Below are 12896 nucleotides of genomic sequence, written 5' to 3'. Positions count from 1 at the left end.
CCTCAGGCGGCATTCTTGAGTTTCGGGTCCAGCGCATCGCGCAGTCCGTCACCCATCAGGTTGATTGCCAGCACGCTGAGCAAAATGGTCAAGCCAGGCAGGCTCACTACCCACCAGGCACGTTCGATGTAGTCGCGGGCCGAGGCCAGCATGGTGCCCCACTCGGGGGTCGGCGGCTGCACGCCGAGGCCGAGAAAGCCCAGGGCCGCGGCATCGAGAATCGCCGAGGAGAAGCTCAAGGTGGCCTGCACGATCAGTGGTGCCATGCAGTTGGGCAGTACGGTGACGAACATCAAGCGCGGCAGGCTGGCGCCGGCCAGGCGTGCGGCGGTGACGTAGTCGCGGTTCAGTTCGCCCATAACCGCGGCGCGAGTCAGGCGCACGTAGGACGGCAACGACACGATGGCAATGGCGATCACGGTGTTGATCAGGCCCGGGCCGAGGATGGCGACGATGGCCACGGCCAGCAGCAGCGAGGGCAGGGCCAGCATCACGTCCATCAGGCGCATGATCGAAGGGCCGAGGATGCGCGGGAAGAACCCGGCCAGCAGGCCGAGGAAGATCCCCGGTATCAGCGAGATCACCACTGACGACAGGCCGATCAGCAGCGACAGGCGCGAACCCTGGATCAGCCGTGAGAGCAGGTCGCGGCCCAGCTCGTCGGTGCCCAGGATGAACTGCCAGTTACCGCCTTCGAGCCATACCGGTGGAGTCAGCAAGAAGTCGCGGTATTGCTCGCTGGGGTTGTGCGGCGCTACCCAGGGCGCGAACAGTGCGCAGAACACGATCAGGCACATGAACATCAGCCCGGCCACGGCGCCCTTGTTGCGCGAGAAAGCGTGCCAGAACTCCTTGTACGGCGATGGGTAGAGCAGGCTCTGGTCGACGGCGGTGGCGGGGGTGGTGACGGATTTGGCAAGTGGGGTAGTCATGGCGTGGCCCTCAGCGCTGATGACGGATGCGTGGGTTGGCCAGGCCGTAGAGGATGTCCACGACGAAGTTGACCAGGATCACCAGGCAGGCAATCAACAGGATGCCGTTCTGTACCACGGGGTAGTCACGGGCGCCGATGGCTTCGATCAGCCACTTGCCGATGCCCGGCCAGGAAAAGATGGTTTCGGTGAGTACCGCACCCGCCAGCAAGGTGCCGACCTGCAGGCCGAATACCGTGAGTACCGGGATCAGCGCGTTACGCAGGCCATGCACGAAGACCACCCGGGCAGGCGACAGGCCCTTGGCCCGTGCGGTGCGGATATAGTCTTCGCGCAGCACCTCGAGCATCGAGGAGCGGGTCATCCGGGCGATTACCGCCAGCGGGATGGTACCGAGCACGATAGCCGGAAGAATCAGGTGCATGACGGCGTCCTTGAAGGCGCCTTCTTCCTCGCTGAGCAAGGTGTCGATGAGCATGAAACCGGTCTTCGGCTCGATGTCGTAGAGCAGGTCGATGCGCCCGGACACCGGCGTCCAGCCCAGGCTTACCGAGAAGAACATGATCAGGATCAGGCCCCACCAGAAGATCGGCATCGAGTAGCCGGCCAGGGATATGCCCATGACTCCGTGATCGAAGAGCGAACCGCGCTTGAGAGCGGCGATCACCCCAGCCAGCAGGCCGAGGATGCCGGCGAAGAACAGCGCGGCCAGGGCCAGTTCCAGGGTGGCCGGGAACAGGGCCAGGAACTCGTGCCAGACGCTTTCGCGGGTGCGCAGCGACTCACCCAGGTCACCCTGGGCGAGCTTGCCGATGTAGTCCAGGTACTGCTCGGGCAACGGTTTGTTCAAGCCAAGGCGCTCCATGGCCTGGGCGTGCATTTCGGGGTCGACCCGGCGCTCACCCATCATGACTTCCACCGGGTCTCCCGGTATCAGGCGTATGAGCGCGAAGGTCAGCAAGGTGATGCCGAAAAAGGTCGGGATCAAGAGTCCCAGGCGCCGGGCAATAAAACTAAACATCTTCTGGAGTACCTCATCAGCCTGTCAGGCATGCCCGCCAGCACCCGGGTAGGGGCCGGCGGTCGTTCTTGTTCTACTTCACCCGGGTAGTGGCGAAGTTGTTATTGGTGAGGGGGTTGATGTGGTAGCCCTCAACATTGTTGCGCATGGCGGTAAACATCTTCGGATGCGCCATGCTGATCCACGGTTGGTCTTCATCGTACACCGCCAGCGCCTTTACATAGAGCGCTGCGCGCTCATCCGTATCGGTCACGGTGCGGGCCTTGTCGATCAACGCCTGGAACGTCTGGTTGCACCAGCGGGCATAGTTCTCCCCGCTTTTGACGGCTTCGCAGCTGAGCAGCGGGGTGAGGAAGTTGTCCGGGTCGCCGTTGTCGCCGGCCCAGCCTGCCGACACCATGTCCGCTTCGCCGTTCTTGGCGCGGCGCAGCATTTCGGCCCATTCCATTACGCGGATATCGACCTTCAGGCCGATCTTGGCCAGGTCTGCCTGGATCATTTCGGCGCTCAGGCGTGGGTTGGGGTTGGTCGGGCCACCGCCGTTGCGGGTGAACAGGGTCAGTACCGTCCCTTCCGGTACGCCGGCTTCCTTGAGCAGGGCGCGAGCCTTTTCAAGGTCGCGCGGTGGGTTCCGGTTGGCGGTGTTGTAGCCCATCAGGGTTGGTGGGTAAGGGTTGACGCCCACCAGCGCATTGCCTTTGCCGAACAACTGCTCGACGTGAACCTGGCGGTCGAAGGCCATGTTGATGGCTTTGCGCACGCGTACGTCGCTCAGGTACTTGTGCTGGGTATTGAGCGATATGTAGCCGGTGGTCAGGGCTTCCATCTCGGCCACTTTCAATGCGGGGTCGGCCTTGATGCCGGGGACGTCATCGGGCTTGGGGTACAGCGCCACCTGGCATTCGTTGGCCTTGAGCTTTTGCAGGCGCACATTGTTGTCGCTGGCGATGGCGAAGATCAGCGCATCGGCCGGCGGTTTGCCGCGAAAGTATTCGGGGTTGGGCTTGTAGCGAACCTGGGCGTCCTTGTTGTAGCGCTGGAAGATGAACGGGCCGGTGCCGATGGGCTTGCTGTTGAGGTCGGCGGTCTTGCCTGCCTTGAGCAACTGGTCGCCGTACTCGGCCGAGTAGATCGACGTGAAGGCCATGGCCAGGTCAGGCAGGAAGGGCGCTTCGGGACGGGTGAGGGTGAAGACCACGGTGTGGTCGTTGGTTTTCTCGACGCTCTTGAGCAGTGACTTGAAGCCCATGCTCTCGAAGTAGGGGAAGCCGACGCTGGTCTTGTTGTGCCACGGGTGGTTCGGGTCCAGCTGGCGCCGGAAGCTCCAGAGTACATCGTCGGCATTCATCGCCCGGGTGGGGGTGAAGTAGTCGGTAGTGTGGAATTTCACCCCTTCGCGCAAGTGGAAGGTGTAGGTGAGCCCGTCGGGGCTGATTTCCCAGCGCTCGGCCAGGGCTGGCTGGATCTCGGTAGTGCCGGGCTTGAAGTCGACCAGGCGGTTGAAGACGGTCTCGGCCGAGGCGTCGGCCGTCACGGCGGTGGTGTACTGGACGATGTCGAAGCCTTCCGGGCTTGCCTCGGTGCAGACCACCAGCGGCTTGGCCGAAAGCCCCGCGGCAGTACTCAACAGGGCGGCTGCCAGGGCAGCCTGAAGCGGTAGCAGTTTCATGAAACCTCCCGGCTATCAATTAAGCCAGCGTAGTCGCCATGGCCGGTTCGGTGAACCGGCCATGGCCCGCCGTCAGAGAATGTTGAATGGAATAGTGGTCACGATCCGCAGCTCGTCCAGGCTGCCGTCGGCCTGGGCCTTGCTGGCCCGGTGGGCGGTGTAGGTGGCGCGGATGGTGGTGTCCTTGAGTGCGCCGCTCTGCACGGCATAGCTGGTGCCGATGCCCCATTCGTAGTGCGTCTCGCCATCCTGGCCTTGCACGTCGTAGCCGGTGCCGCGGTAGTGCGTGCCATCGATGCCCCAGCCGCGTGCGTTGTACAGGTTGAACTTCAGGCCCGGGATGCCGTACTGGGCCATGTTCAAGCCATAGGCAATCTGCATGGATTTCTCGTTCGGGCCGTTGAAGTCCGAGAGCAGGGAGTTGGCCAGGAAGATCGCGTTGGTTTCATGCAGGTAGTCGAAGTATTCGTTGCCGTTCACCTGTTGGTAGGAGAAGGTCAGGCTGTGGGCCTGATGGGCCAGGCCGAGCGACAGGCTGTAGGTGTCGTTGTCGATTTCACCGAGTTCGCTGCGGCCCTCATCCTTGGTTTTGTAGTAGTTGAGGCCGGTGGTCAGGCTCAACACCGCGCTGTCGCCCAGTTCATGGTTGGCCCCGAAGTAGTACTGGTTCCAGAAGTCTTCGACCTTTGAGGCGTACAGGCTGGTTCTGAGGCTCTGCAGTGGCTGGTAGTTGATGCCGAGCATGCTGATGCGATCGGTTTCTGCGCCATTGGCGGCGTACTCGGAGCGGAATTTGCTCAGGCTCTGCTCGGTTCGCGGCGATACCCGGTCGAAGGTCCCGGCGTCGAACGACAGGTTGTCGAACTCTTCGCTGTGAATGCTGACACCCTGGAAGCTCGACGGCAGGGCGCGGTTGCCAATGTAGGCAATGACCGGTGTATCCACCGACTGGCGGCCTGCGGTCAGGGTGGTGTTGGATACCCGTGCCTTGATGTTCGCCAGGCCTGCCTTGCTCCACTGGCCAATGACGTCGCCGTCACTGTGGGTCAGGGTGCGGTTGTTGGGGCCGGCCACCGCAGCGCGCCCCTGCTCCAGGGCAATGGCGTTGTAGGCGGCCAGTTCGGTGGCAAAACCGATAGCGCCTTGGGTAAAGCCCGAGCTGTAGTTGAGGATGGTGCCTTGCACCCAGTTGTCACGGCTGTGGGTGTCGTGGCGGGTGCCGTCGCTCTTGTAGTACTTCCACAGCGGTGCGCGGGTAGCGCGTTCGCGGGCGTACCAGTTGCGGGTGGTGCCAGACAGGCTCTGGCCGTCGATAAAGCCGGTGGCCTGGCTCTGGGCACTGGTGTCCTTGACACTGACCGGGACGAAGGCCTGGCTGGCGGGTTCGGCCTGGGCCATGACGGACAGGCCGGTGAGGGACAAGGCGAAAACTGCAGTGGTAGATCGTCTCAAGGTAAAGCTCCCTTGCTTTTCTTTTTTTTATGAGCGCCTGGCCTTGTGGGCTGGGCGTTTTTGCGGTGGAACAGGGGTTGCAAACGTTTGCCCGATCGCTATCGGGCAGTTCCAGGCTGCACGAGGCCACAGGAGTGGATCGCACTCCTGTGGCCCTGGGAGGGGTCAATCGATGCTGACGCCGGAAAAGACGTTGCGCCCGAAGGGGCTTACCTTGAAGTCCTCGACCTTGGCACTGAGCGGTTGGTTGACCGTCGAATGCGCGATCGGGGTGATGGGCACCTGCTGCTTGAGACGCTGCTGGGCTTGTCGATAGAGCACGGTGCGTTGCTCGCGGTCGGTGATGGTCTTGGCTTGCTTGACCAAGGCGTCGTACTGCGGGTCGCACCACATGGAGTAGTTGTTGCTGCCGATCGCGTCACAGCTGTACAGGGTGCCCAGCCAGTTGTCCGGGTCGCCGTTGTCGCCGGTCCAGCCGATCAGCGAGATATCGTGTTCACCGTCCTTGGTGCGCTTGAGGTATTCACCCCACTCGTAGCTGACGATCTTGACCTTCAGGCCGACCTTGCCCCAGTCGGCCTGGAGCATCTCGGCCATCAGCTTGGCATTGGGGTTGTAGGGGCGTTGCACCGGCATGGCCCAGAGGGTGATCTCGGTACCTTCCTTGACCCCGGCGGCGCGGAGCATTTCGCGGGCCTTGTCCGGGTCGTAGCCAGCATCCTGGATGCTGTCGTCGTACGACCACTGGGTGGGAGGCATGCTGCCCACCGCCAGTTGCCCGGCATGCTGGTACACCGCCTGAACGATGGCCGACTTGTTCACCGCCATGTCCAGGGCCTGGCGTACCTGCAATTGGTCGAAGGGTTTGTGCTGCACGTTGTAGGCGATGTAGCCCAGGTTGAAGCCGGGCTTTTCGATAACCTGGAGTTTCTGGTCGGCCTTGAGTGCCTCAAGGTCGGCCGGGCGCGGGTTCACGGTGACCTGGCATTCGTTCTTGCGCAGCTTCTGGATACGCACCGACGGGTCGGTATTGATCGAGAAAATCAGCTGGTCGAGCTTTACCTGCTCGGGGTTCCAGTAGTCCTTGTTGCCGCGATAGCGGATCTGCGAGTCCTTCTGGTAGCGCTGGAACACGAAAGGCCCGGTGCCGATCGGCTTCTGGTTGATGTCGCTGGGGCGTCCGGAGGCCATCAGTTGGCTGGCGTATTCCTGCGAGAGAATGGCGGCGAAGCTCATCGCCAGGTTCTGCACGAACGCTGCGTCGATGCTGTTGAGGGTGAACACTACGGTCATCGGGCCGGTTTTCTCGACCCGGGCAATGTTCTTGTCCAGGCTCATGCCGACGAAGTAGGGGAATTCGGTGGGGTAGGCCTTGCGAAACGGATGTTCGCGATCGAGCATGCGGTTGAAGGTGAACAGCACGTCGTCGGCGTTGAGCGCGCGGCTGGGGGTGAAGTCCTTGTTGCTGTGGAACTTCACGCCTTCGCGCAGATGGAAGGTGTAGGTCAGCCCGTCGGGTGATACTTCCCAGCGCTCGGCCAGGGCGGGTTTGACGGCCGTGGCGCCACGCTCGAATTCCACCAGGCGGTTGTAGATCGGCTCGGCGGCGTCGTTGTCGGTGGAGCTGGTGTACTGGGCGGTGTCGAAGCCGCCGGGACTGCCTTCGGAGCAGAACACCAGGTTCTTGGCTTGGCTCGTGGGGGCCTGGGCGAGCAAGCCCAGGCCCAGCAATGCTGCAAAAATGGGGGTATGACGCATGACGATCCCTTATCTCTTGTTGTTTTCAACGGTCCGGAGCGCACGTGCGCACGCATTGCACATGCGGCGAAGCCTCGACGCCAAAGACGTCGAAACGCTGCTGCAGGTGTGATTACGCGGGGGCGTACAGGAGGTGTCCGAAAGGCGAGATCGACGTATCCATGTCGATGCGCTTGCGGTTGACCTGCCAGGCCGGCATCAGGCCGTTGCGCATACCGGAGGAGGTTGCGCAGCGGCCATTGCCGGCTGCTATTTGGACACGCTTACGCCGTAGAAGGAGTTCAAGGCAAACGGACTGATCTTGAAGTCCTCTACGGTTTTGCGCATGGGCTGGTACACCGTGGAGTGAGCAATCGGTGTTATTGGCACCTGGGTCTTGAGGCGTTGCTGGGCTTGCTTGTACAGCTCGGTACGTTTGGCCTGGTCAGAGGTGGCCTTGGCTTGCTTGATCAGCTTGTCGTACTCGGGGTCGCACCATTTGGAGAAGTTGTTGCCGTTGATGGCATCGCAGCCGTACAGGGTACCGAGCCAGTTGTCCGGGTCACCGTTGTCCCCACTCCAGCCAATCAGCATGGCGCCATTCTCGCCACCCTTGGAACGTTTGATGTACTCACCCCATTCGTAGCTGACAATCTTGGCCTTGATGCCGATCTTGGCCCAGTCCGATTGCAGCATTTCAGCCATCAGCTTGGCGTTGGGGTTGTACGGGCGTTGCACCGGCATGGCCCAGAGGGTGATCTCGGTGCCTTCCTTGATACCGGCTTCCTTGAGCAGTTGCTTGGCTTTCTCCGGGTCGTACTGGGTGTCCTTGATGGTGGTGTCGTACGACCATTGGGTCGGCGGCATTGCATTGACGGCCAGTTGGCCGGCTCCCTGGTACACCGAGTCGATGATCTGCTGCTTGTTCACCGCCATGTCCAGCGCTTCGCGGACTTTGAGCTGGGCCATGGGGTTGGGCTCGTTGCTGCCCTTGATCTTGTCCATCACGTTGTAGGCGATGTAGCCCAGGTTGAAGCCGGGCTGGTCAGGCATCTTCAGGTTCGGATCGGCCTTGAGCGACTCGATGTCGGCGGGGCGGGGGAAGAGGGTGACCTGGCACTCGTTCTTCTTGAGCTTTTGCATGCGTACCGAGGCGTCGGTGGTGATGGCGAAGATCAGGTTGTCGATCTTCACGTCCTCGGGCTGCCAGTACTCCTTGTTGCCCTTGAAGCGGATCTGCGCGTCTTTCTGGTACTTGCTGAACACGAACGGACCGGTGCCGATCGGCTTCTGGTTGATGTCCGCTGCCTTGCCTTGCTTGAGCAACTGGTCGGCATACTCGGCCGACTGGATCGAGGCAAAGCTCATGGCCATGTTCTGGATGAACGCGGCATCGACATCATTTAGGGTGAACTTGACGGTGCGGTCGTCGATCTTCTCCACCTTGGCGATGTTCTTGTCCATGCCCATGTCGGTGAAGTACGGGAACTCGGTGGGGTAGGCCTTGCGGAACGGCATGTCCTTGTCGAGCATCCGGTTGAAGGTGAACAGGACGTCGTCGGCGTTGAATTCGCGTGTTGGCTTGAAGTAATCGGTGGTGTGGAACTTGACCCCTTCGCGCAGGTGGAAGGTGTAGGTCAGGCCATCTTCGGAGATGTCCCAACGGGTCGCCAGCCCGGGGATGACTGCAGTGCCGCCACGCTCGAACTGGCTCAGGCGGTTGAAGACTGTCTCGGCTGAGGCATCGAAGTCGGTTCCAGTGGTGTATTGACCGGGATCGAAGCCGGCCGGGCTGCCTTCTGAGCAAAACACCAGGTTTGTCGCCGCGAGGGCTGAAGGTGCGCCGGCAAGCAAGCCTGCGCCGACCAGGAACGGAATGACCGCGTGTTTGAGCATGGTGGCCTCATTTGTTGTCATTTTTGATTTTGAGGGGGCCTTGTGAGCCGTACTGCGGATACTTATGCAGGCCCTGTACCCAATGCAACAGCCAAAAGGAGGTGTGACAACAAAGAGTGGGACGGACGTACAGGAATGTCGCATCCGTATAATTTTTGCGGAGTTGATCGTTTGCGAGGGGGTATTTCAGATTGTTTTGAAGACGTTGTGCGCAGATGCAGTCACGCCAGGCACCAGAATGGTGCGCGTGTTGTCAGGTGGGCGAGATCGCGGCAGCCGAAACTGCCGCGATTGAGCATAGACGTTGCTTAGGGCATTTGAACTTCGATGGTCCCGTCGGCGCTCAGGCTGACCTGGCTGGTGCCCGCCTCGATGTCCGGGCTTGGGGCCGCCCCTTCGGCATCCATGCTGGCTTTCATCATCATTGGGGCGCTGCGGGCATACGGGTGGGGGTAACCGCTGCTGTTGAGGTTCAGGTTGATCACTTTGTAGCCCTTGCCGCCCAGGGCTTCGGTGGCCAGTTGCGCACGGTTCTTGAAGGCGTTGACCGCATCCTTGAGCAGCTCGTCTTCACTGGTTTTGCGCGTGGCCGGCGCGATGGAGAAGTCCATGCCGGCCATCTTCAGTTGTTGCAGCAACTCGCCGGTCAGCTTGGACAGGGCAGGGAAGTCGGCACTTTCCAGGCGCAGCTCGGCGCGCTCGCGCCAGCCGGTGATCTTCTGGCCCTTGTTGTCGTAGATCGGGTAGCTGTTGCGGCTGCCCTGGCTGATCTTCACTTGCTTGACTTCACGGGCCTGCTTGACGGCCTTGTTCATGGTCTCGGTGATTTCGTTGGCCAGCTTGCCCGGGTCGGTGTTTTGCGCTTCGCTGTACAGGGTCACGATCATCAGGTCGCGGGCGACTTCCTTGCTGACTTCGGCGCGCAGCGAGATCTGATTGTAACGGGGCTCCTCGGCCAGAGCCGGAAGGCTGGCGAGCAGGCTGGTGGCCATCACGAGGGCGGCGCTACGACAAGGGTTGAGCATGTATGACTCCTTGAAAAAAAGGCGTGGGCGCTGGGATCTCCCTTCCACGCATGGCCCATAGGACTGGCAACAGTGTAGTGAGGTTCAAAAACGCCATCATTGTTGTGTAAAAAAGTGTGGCGCTTTGCCGCATGTCAGCAGACCCACGTGCGGCTTCGGTATACTCGCCACGATTCGCCCTGGAGCACTCATCAGGAGAGCTCATGCTCGCCCCCGTACAAATGCTGTCTGCCACTCGCCAGAACCTCTGGCGCCTGACCTTCATCCGCATCCTGGTACTTGCCGCCCAGGCCGGCTCGGTAGGTGTTGCCTACTGGACCGATCTGCTGCCGTTGCCGTGGCTGTCGCTGGTGATCACCCTTGGCCTGTCGACCTTACTGTGTGCCTTTACGGCGTTGCGCCTGCGCCTGTCGCTGCCGGTCACGGAACTTGAGTACGCCTTCCAGCTGGCCTGCGATCTGTTGATCCATAGCGCCTTGCTCTACTACTCCGGTGGCTCCACCAACCCCTTCGTATCCTACTACCTGGTGCCGCTGGCGATTGCCGCGGTGACGCTGCCCTGGGTCTATTCGCTGATTCTCTCGGGCATTGCCCTGGCGGCCTACAGCCTGTTGCTGGTGCAGTTCTATCCGCTGGAAACCTTCCCCATGGCGCGGGAAAAGATGCAGGTCTACGGCATGTGGCTCAGCATCGCCCTGGCCGCTGCGGTAATCACCTTCTTCGCGGCGAAGATGGCTGAAGAACTGCGGCGCCAGGAGCAATTGCGGGCCGAGCGCCGTGAAGAGGGCCTGCGTGACCAGCAACTGCTGGCCGTGGCAACCCAGGCCGCCGGCGCCGCCCATGAGCTGGGTACGCCCCTGGCGACCATGAGCGTGCTGATCAAGGAAATGCGCCAGGATCACCACGACCCCCTGCTGCAGGAAGACCTGGCGGTGCTCCAGGACCAGGTCAAGTTGTGCAAGGAAACCCTGCAGAACCTGGTGCGTGCTGCAGAAGCCAATCGGCGCATGGCGGTCGAGGAGCAGGAAGTGACCGCCTGGCTGGATGAAGCCCTCAACCGCTGGCACCTGATGCGCCCCGAGGCCAGCTATCGTTTTCAGCGCCTGGGGCAGGGCAGTGTGCCGCGTCTGGCGCCGCCGCCCGACCTTACCCAAGCCTTGCTGAACCTGTTGAACAATGCAGCCGATGCCTGTCCCGACGAGCTTGAAGTGCACCTGGACTGGGATGCTCAAGATATGGTCATCAGTATCCGCGACCATGGTCCGGGTGTACCGGTGGCTATTGCCGAGTCGATCGGCAAACCCTTCTTTACCACCAAGGGCAAGGGTTTCGGCCTGGGCCTGTTCTTGAGCAAGGCCAGCGTGACCCGTGCTGGCGGCTCGGTAAAACTCTATAGTCATGAAGAGGGCGGTACGCTTACCGAGCTACGCCTGCCGCGTGACGCGCGAGGAGATGTGTGATGAGTGATGAAATTCAGGTTGAAGGCGAAGAACTGCCGCACCTGTTGCTGGTAGATGACGACGCCACCTTTACCCGCGTCATGGCCCGGGCCATGAGTCGTCGGGGTTTTCGCGTAAGTACGGCCAGTTCCGCCGAAGAGGGGTTGGTACTGGCCCAGCAGGATGTGCCGGACTACGCCACCCTGGACCTGAAGATGGACGGCGACTCGGGCCTGGTGTTGCTGCCCAAGCTGCTCGAGCTCGACCCGGAAATGCGCGTCGTGATCCTGACCGGTTACTCGAGCATTGCCACGGCCGTCGAGGCTATCAAGCGCGGTGCCTGCAACTACCTGTGCAAGCCGGCCGATGCGGATGATGTGCTGGCGGCATTGCTGTCCGAGCATGCCGACCTGGACAGCCTGGTGCCGGAAAACCCGATGTCGGTCGACCGCCTGCAGTGGGAGCACATCCAGCGCGTGCTGACTGAGCATGAGGGCAATATCTCCGCCACCGCCCGCGCCCTGGGCATGCACCGGCGTACCTTGCAGCGCAAGCTGCAGAAACGGCCGGTTCGGCGCTGATCCCCGTAGGAGCGGGCTTGCCCCGCCAGTCCCGCGTGCACTTTGGGGGGTTGCCTGAATTACGGTCGCTTTGCGACCGATCGCGGGCAAGCCCCGCTCCCACAGGTTCAATGCAAGATTTATCCGGCGACGCAGGCGTATCATTAGCCCCCTAACGACAGTCACCGGGATCGCCCTGCATGCTCGCCCTTTTTCTCCAGACGCTGAACATCACGGCACCGGTCTTCGCCATGCTGTTCATGGGCGTGTTGCTCAAGCGCATCAACGCAATCAACGACAGCTTCATCCACACCGCTTCGGCCCTGGTGTTCAACGTCTGCATGCCGGCGTTGCTGTTCCTCGGGATCTATCACGCTGACCTGACCACCGCAGTGCGGCCCGGGCTGTTGATCTACTTCGCCATTGCCACCCTGATCGGCTTTGGCCTGGCCTGGGGGCTGGCGATCTGGCGGTGCCCGCGTGAAGATCGTGGCATCTATACCCAGGGCGCGTTCCGGGGCAACAACGGGGTGATCGGCCTGGCGCTGGCGGCGAGCATGTACGGTGACTACGGGATCTCGCTGGGGGCAATCCTCGCGGGCCTGGTGATCCTCCTCTACAACTCCTTGTCGGTGGTGGTGCTGGCGGTGTACAGCTCCAGCGCGAAGTCCGATCCGTGGAGCATCTGCAAAAGCATCGTGCGCAATCCGCTGATCATCAGTGTGCTGCTGGCGGCGGTGATGGCCTACGGGCAGGTGGCATTGCCGAACTGGTTGCTGACCTCCACCGACTACCTGGCGCAGATGACCCTGCCGCTGGCGCTGATCTGTATCGGCGGCACCCTGTCACTGGCTTCGCTGCGCCAGAGCGGGGGGCTGGCGGTCAGCGTGAGCCTGTTGAAGATGGTCTGGTTGCCGATACTTGCCACGCTGGGCGCGTGGTTGTGGGGATTTCGCGGGGCCGAGCTGGGCATCTTGTTCCTGTACTTCGGCAGCCCCACCGCGGCGGCCAGCTATGTGATGGCCAGGTCTACCAACGGCAACCATGAGTTGGCGGCGGCCATTATTGTCATAACCACCCTGATGGCTGCCATTACCACCAATATCGGCATCTTTTTCTTGCAGTGGGGCGGTTGGATCTAGATTCTGTAAGCAAATAATTCCAA

10 protein-coding genes are annotated in these 12896 nt (G+C 61.6%); 3 read left to right on the top strand and 7 right to left on the bottom strand.

Annotated elements, in window-relative coordinates:
- Positions 1 to 2: 2 nt before the first annotated feature.
- The 7 genes from NPS58_RS24235 to NPS58_RS24205 form a co-directional block, all read right to left on the bottom strand.
- Positions 3 to 932 carry an ABC transporter permease subunit gene (locus NPS58_RS24235; protein WP_274117793.1) on the bottom strand — a complete coding sequence of 310 codons (930 nt, stop codon included), beginning with the start codon at positions 930 to 932 and terminating at the stop codon, positions 3 to 5.
- 10 nt (positions 933 to 942) lie between these two features.
- On the bottom strand, positions 943 to 1953 hold the full coding sequence (locus tag NPS58_RS24230; protein ID WP_274117792.1) for an ABC transporter permease subunit: 1011 nt from the start codon (positions 1951 to 1953) through the stop codon (positions 943 to 945).
- Positions 1954 to 2026: 73 nt separating this feature from the next.
- Positions 2027 to 3622: an ABC transporter substrate-binding protein gene (locus NPS58_RS24225; RefSeq protein ID WP_274117791.1), complete on the bottom strand. Its 1596-nt coding sequence runs from the start codon at positions 3620 to 3622 to the stop codon at positions 2027 to 2029.
- Positions 3623 to 3694: 72 nt separating this feature from the next.
- Positions 3695 to 5020, bottom strand: a complete 1326-nt coding sequence (locus tag NPS58_RS24220) for an OprD family porin (RefSeq protein WP_274118253.1) — start codon at positions 5018 to 5020, stop codon at positions 3695 to 3697.
- Between the two features lie 219 nt (positions 5021 to 5239).
- The gene (locus NPS58_RS24215) at positions 5240 to 6832 is read right to left on the bottom strand and encodes an ABC transporter substrate-binding protein (RefSeq protein WP_274117790.1); all 1593 of its coding nucleotides are present in this window, start codon (positions 6830 to 6832) and stop codon (positions 5240 to 5242) included.
- A gap of 249 nt (positions 6833 to 7081) precedes the next feature.
- Entirely contained in the window at positions 7082 to 8707 is a 1626-nt protein-coding gene (locus NPS58_RS24210; RefSeq protein WP_274117789.1) for an ABC transporter substrate-binding protein, read from the bottom strand.
- A 308-nt stretch (positions 8708 to 9015) separates the two neighbouring features.
- A complete protein-coding gene (locus NPS58_RS24205) occupies positions 9016 to 9732 on the bottom strand; it encodes an SIMPL domain-containing protein (protein ID WP_274117788.1) in 717 nt (238 codons plus the stop codon).
- A 203-nt stretch (positions 9733 to 9935) separates the two neighbouring features.
- Here NPS58_RS24205 and NPS58_RS24200 point away from each other — a divergent pair, with 203 nt between their 5' ends.
- The 3 genes from NPS58_RS24200 to NPS58_RS24190 all read left to right on the top strand — a co-directional run bounded on the left by NPS58_RS24200 (position 9936) and on the right by NPS58_RS24190 (position 12873).
- On the top strand, positions 9936 to 11192 hold the full coding sequence (locus NPS58_RS24200; protein ID WP_274117787.1) for an ATP-binding protein: 1257 nt from the start codon (positions 9936 to 9938) through the stop codon (positions 11190 to 11192).
- Positions 11192 to 11752 (top strand): response regulator transcription factor, encoded by a 561-nt coding sequence (locus NPS58_RS24195; RefSeq protein WP_028942805.1) that lies wholly within the window; start codon positions 11192 to 11194, stop codon positions 11750 to 11752. Before NPS58_RS24200 ends, NPS58_RS24195 begins: the two co-directional genes overlap by 1 nt.
- 179 nt (positions 11753 to 11931) lie before the next feature.
- Positions 11932 to 12873, top strand: coding sequence for an AEC family transporter (locus tag NPS58_RS24190; RefSeq protein WP_274117785.1), 942 nt, complete (start codon positions 11932 to 11934; stop codon positions 12871 to 12873).
- Positions 12874 to 12896 lie beyond the last annotated feature (23 nt).

The organism is Pseudomonas putida, assembly GCF_028682455.1.
Taxonomy (GTDB): Bacteria; Pseudomonadota; Gammaproteobacteria; order Pseudomonadales; family Pseudomonadaceae; genus Aquipseudomonas; species Aquipseudomonas putida_AA.
Note: the sequence above shows the minus strand (reverse complement) of the source record. Positions and strands in the feature narration are given on the sequence as shown.

Coding starts and splice junctions, on each gene's coding strand:
- NPS58_RS24235 (WP_274117793.1), bottom strand. CDS start 932: ATGACTACCCCACTTGCCAAATCCGTCACCACCCCCGCCACCGCCGTC.
- NPS58_RS24225 (WP_274117791.1), bottom strand. CDS start 3,622: ATGAAACTGCTACCGCTTCAGGCTGCCCTGGCAGCCGCCCTGTTGAGT.
- NPS58_RS24195 (WP_028942805.1), top strand. CDS start 11,192: ATGAGTGATGAAATTCAGGTTGAAGGCGAAGAACTGCCGCACCTGTTG.
- NPS58_RS24190 (WP_274117785.1), top strand. CDS start 11,932: ATGCTCGCCCTTTTTCTCCAGACGCTGAACATCACGGCACCGGTCTTC.
- NPS58_RS24200 (WP_274117787.1), top strand. CDS start 9,936: ATGCTCGCCCCCGTACAAATGCTGTCTGCCACTCGCCAGAACCTCTGG.
- NPS58_RS24220 (WP_274118253.1), bottom strand. CDS start 5,020: ATGGCCCAGGCCGAACCCGCCAGCCAGGCCTTCGTCCCGGTCAGTGTC.
- NPS58_RS24215 (WP_274117790.1), bottom strand. CDS start 6,832: ATGCGTCATACCCCCATTTTTGCAGCATTGCTGGGCCTGGGCTTGCTC.
- NPS58_RS24205 (WP_274117788.1), bottom strand. CDS start 9,732: ATGCTCAACCCTTGTCGTAGCGCCGCCCTCGTGATGGCCACCAGCCTG.
- NPS58_RS24210 (WP_274117789.1), bottom strand. CDS start 8,707: ATGCTCAAACACGCGGTCATTCCGTTCCTGGTCGGCGCAGGCTTGCTT.
- NPS58_RS24230 (WP_274117792.1), bottom strand. CDS start 1,953: ATGTTTAGTTTTATTGCCCGGCGCCTGGGACTCTTGATCCCGACCTTT.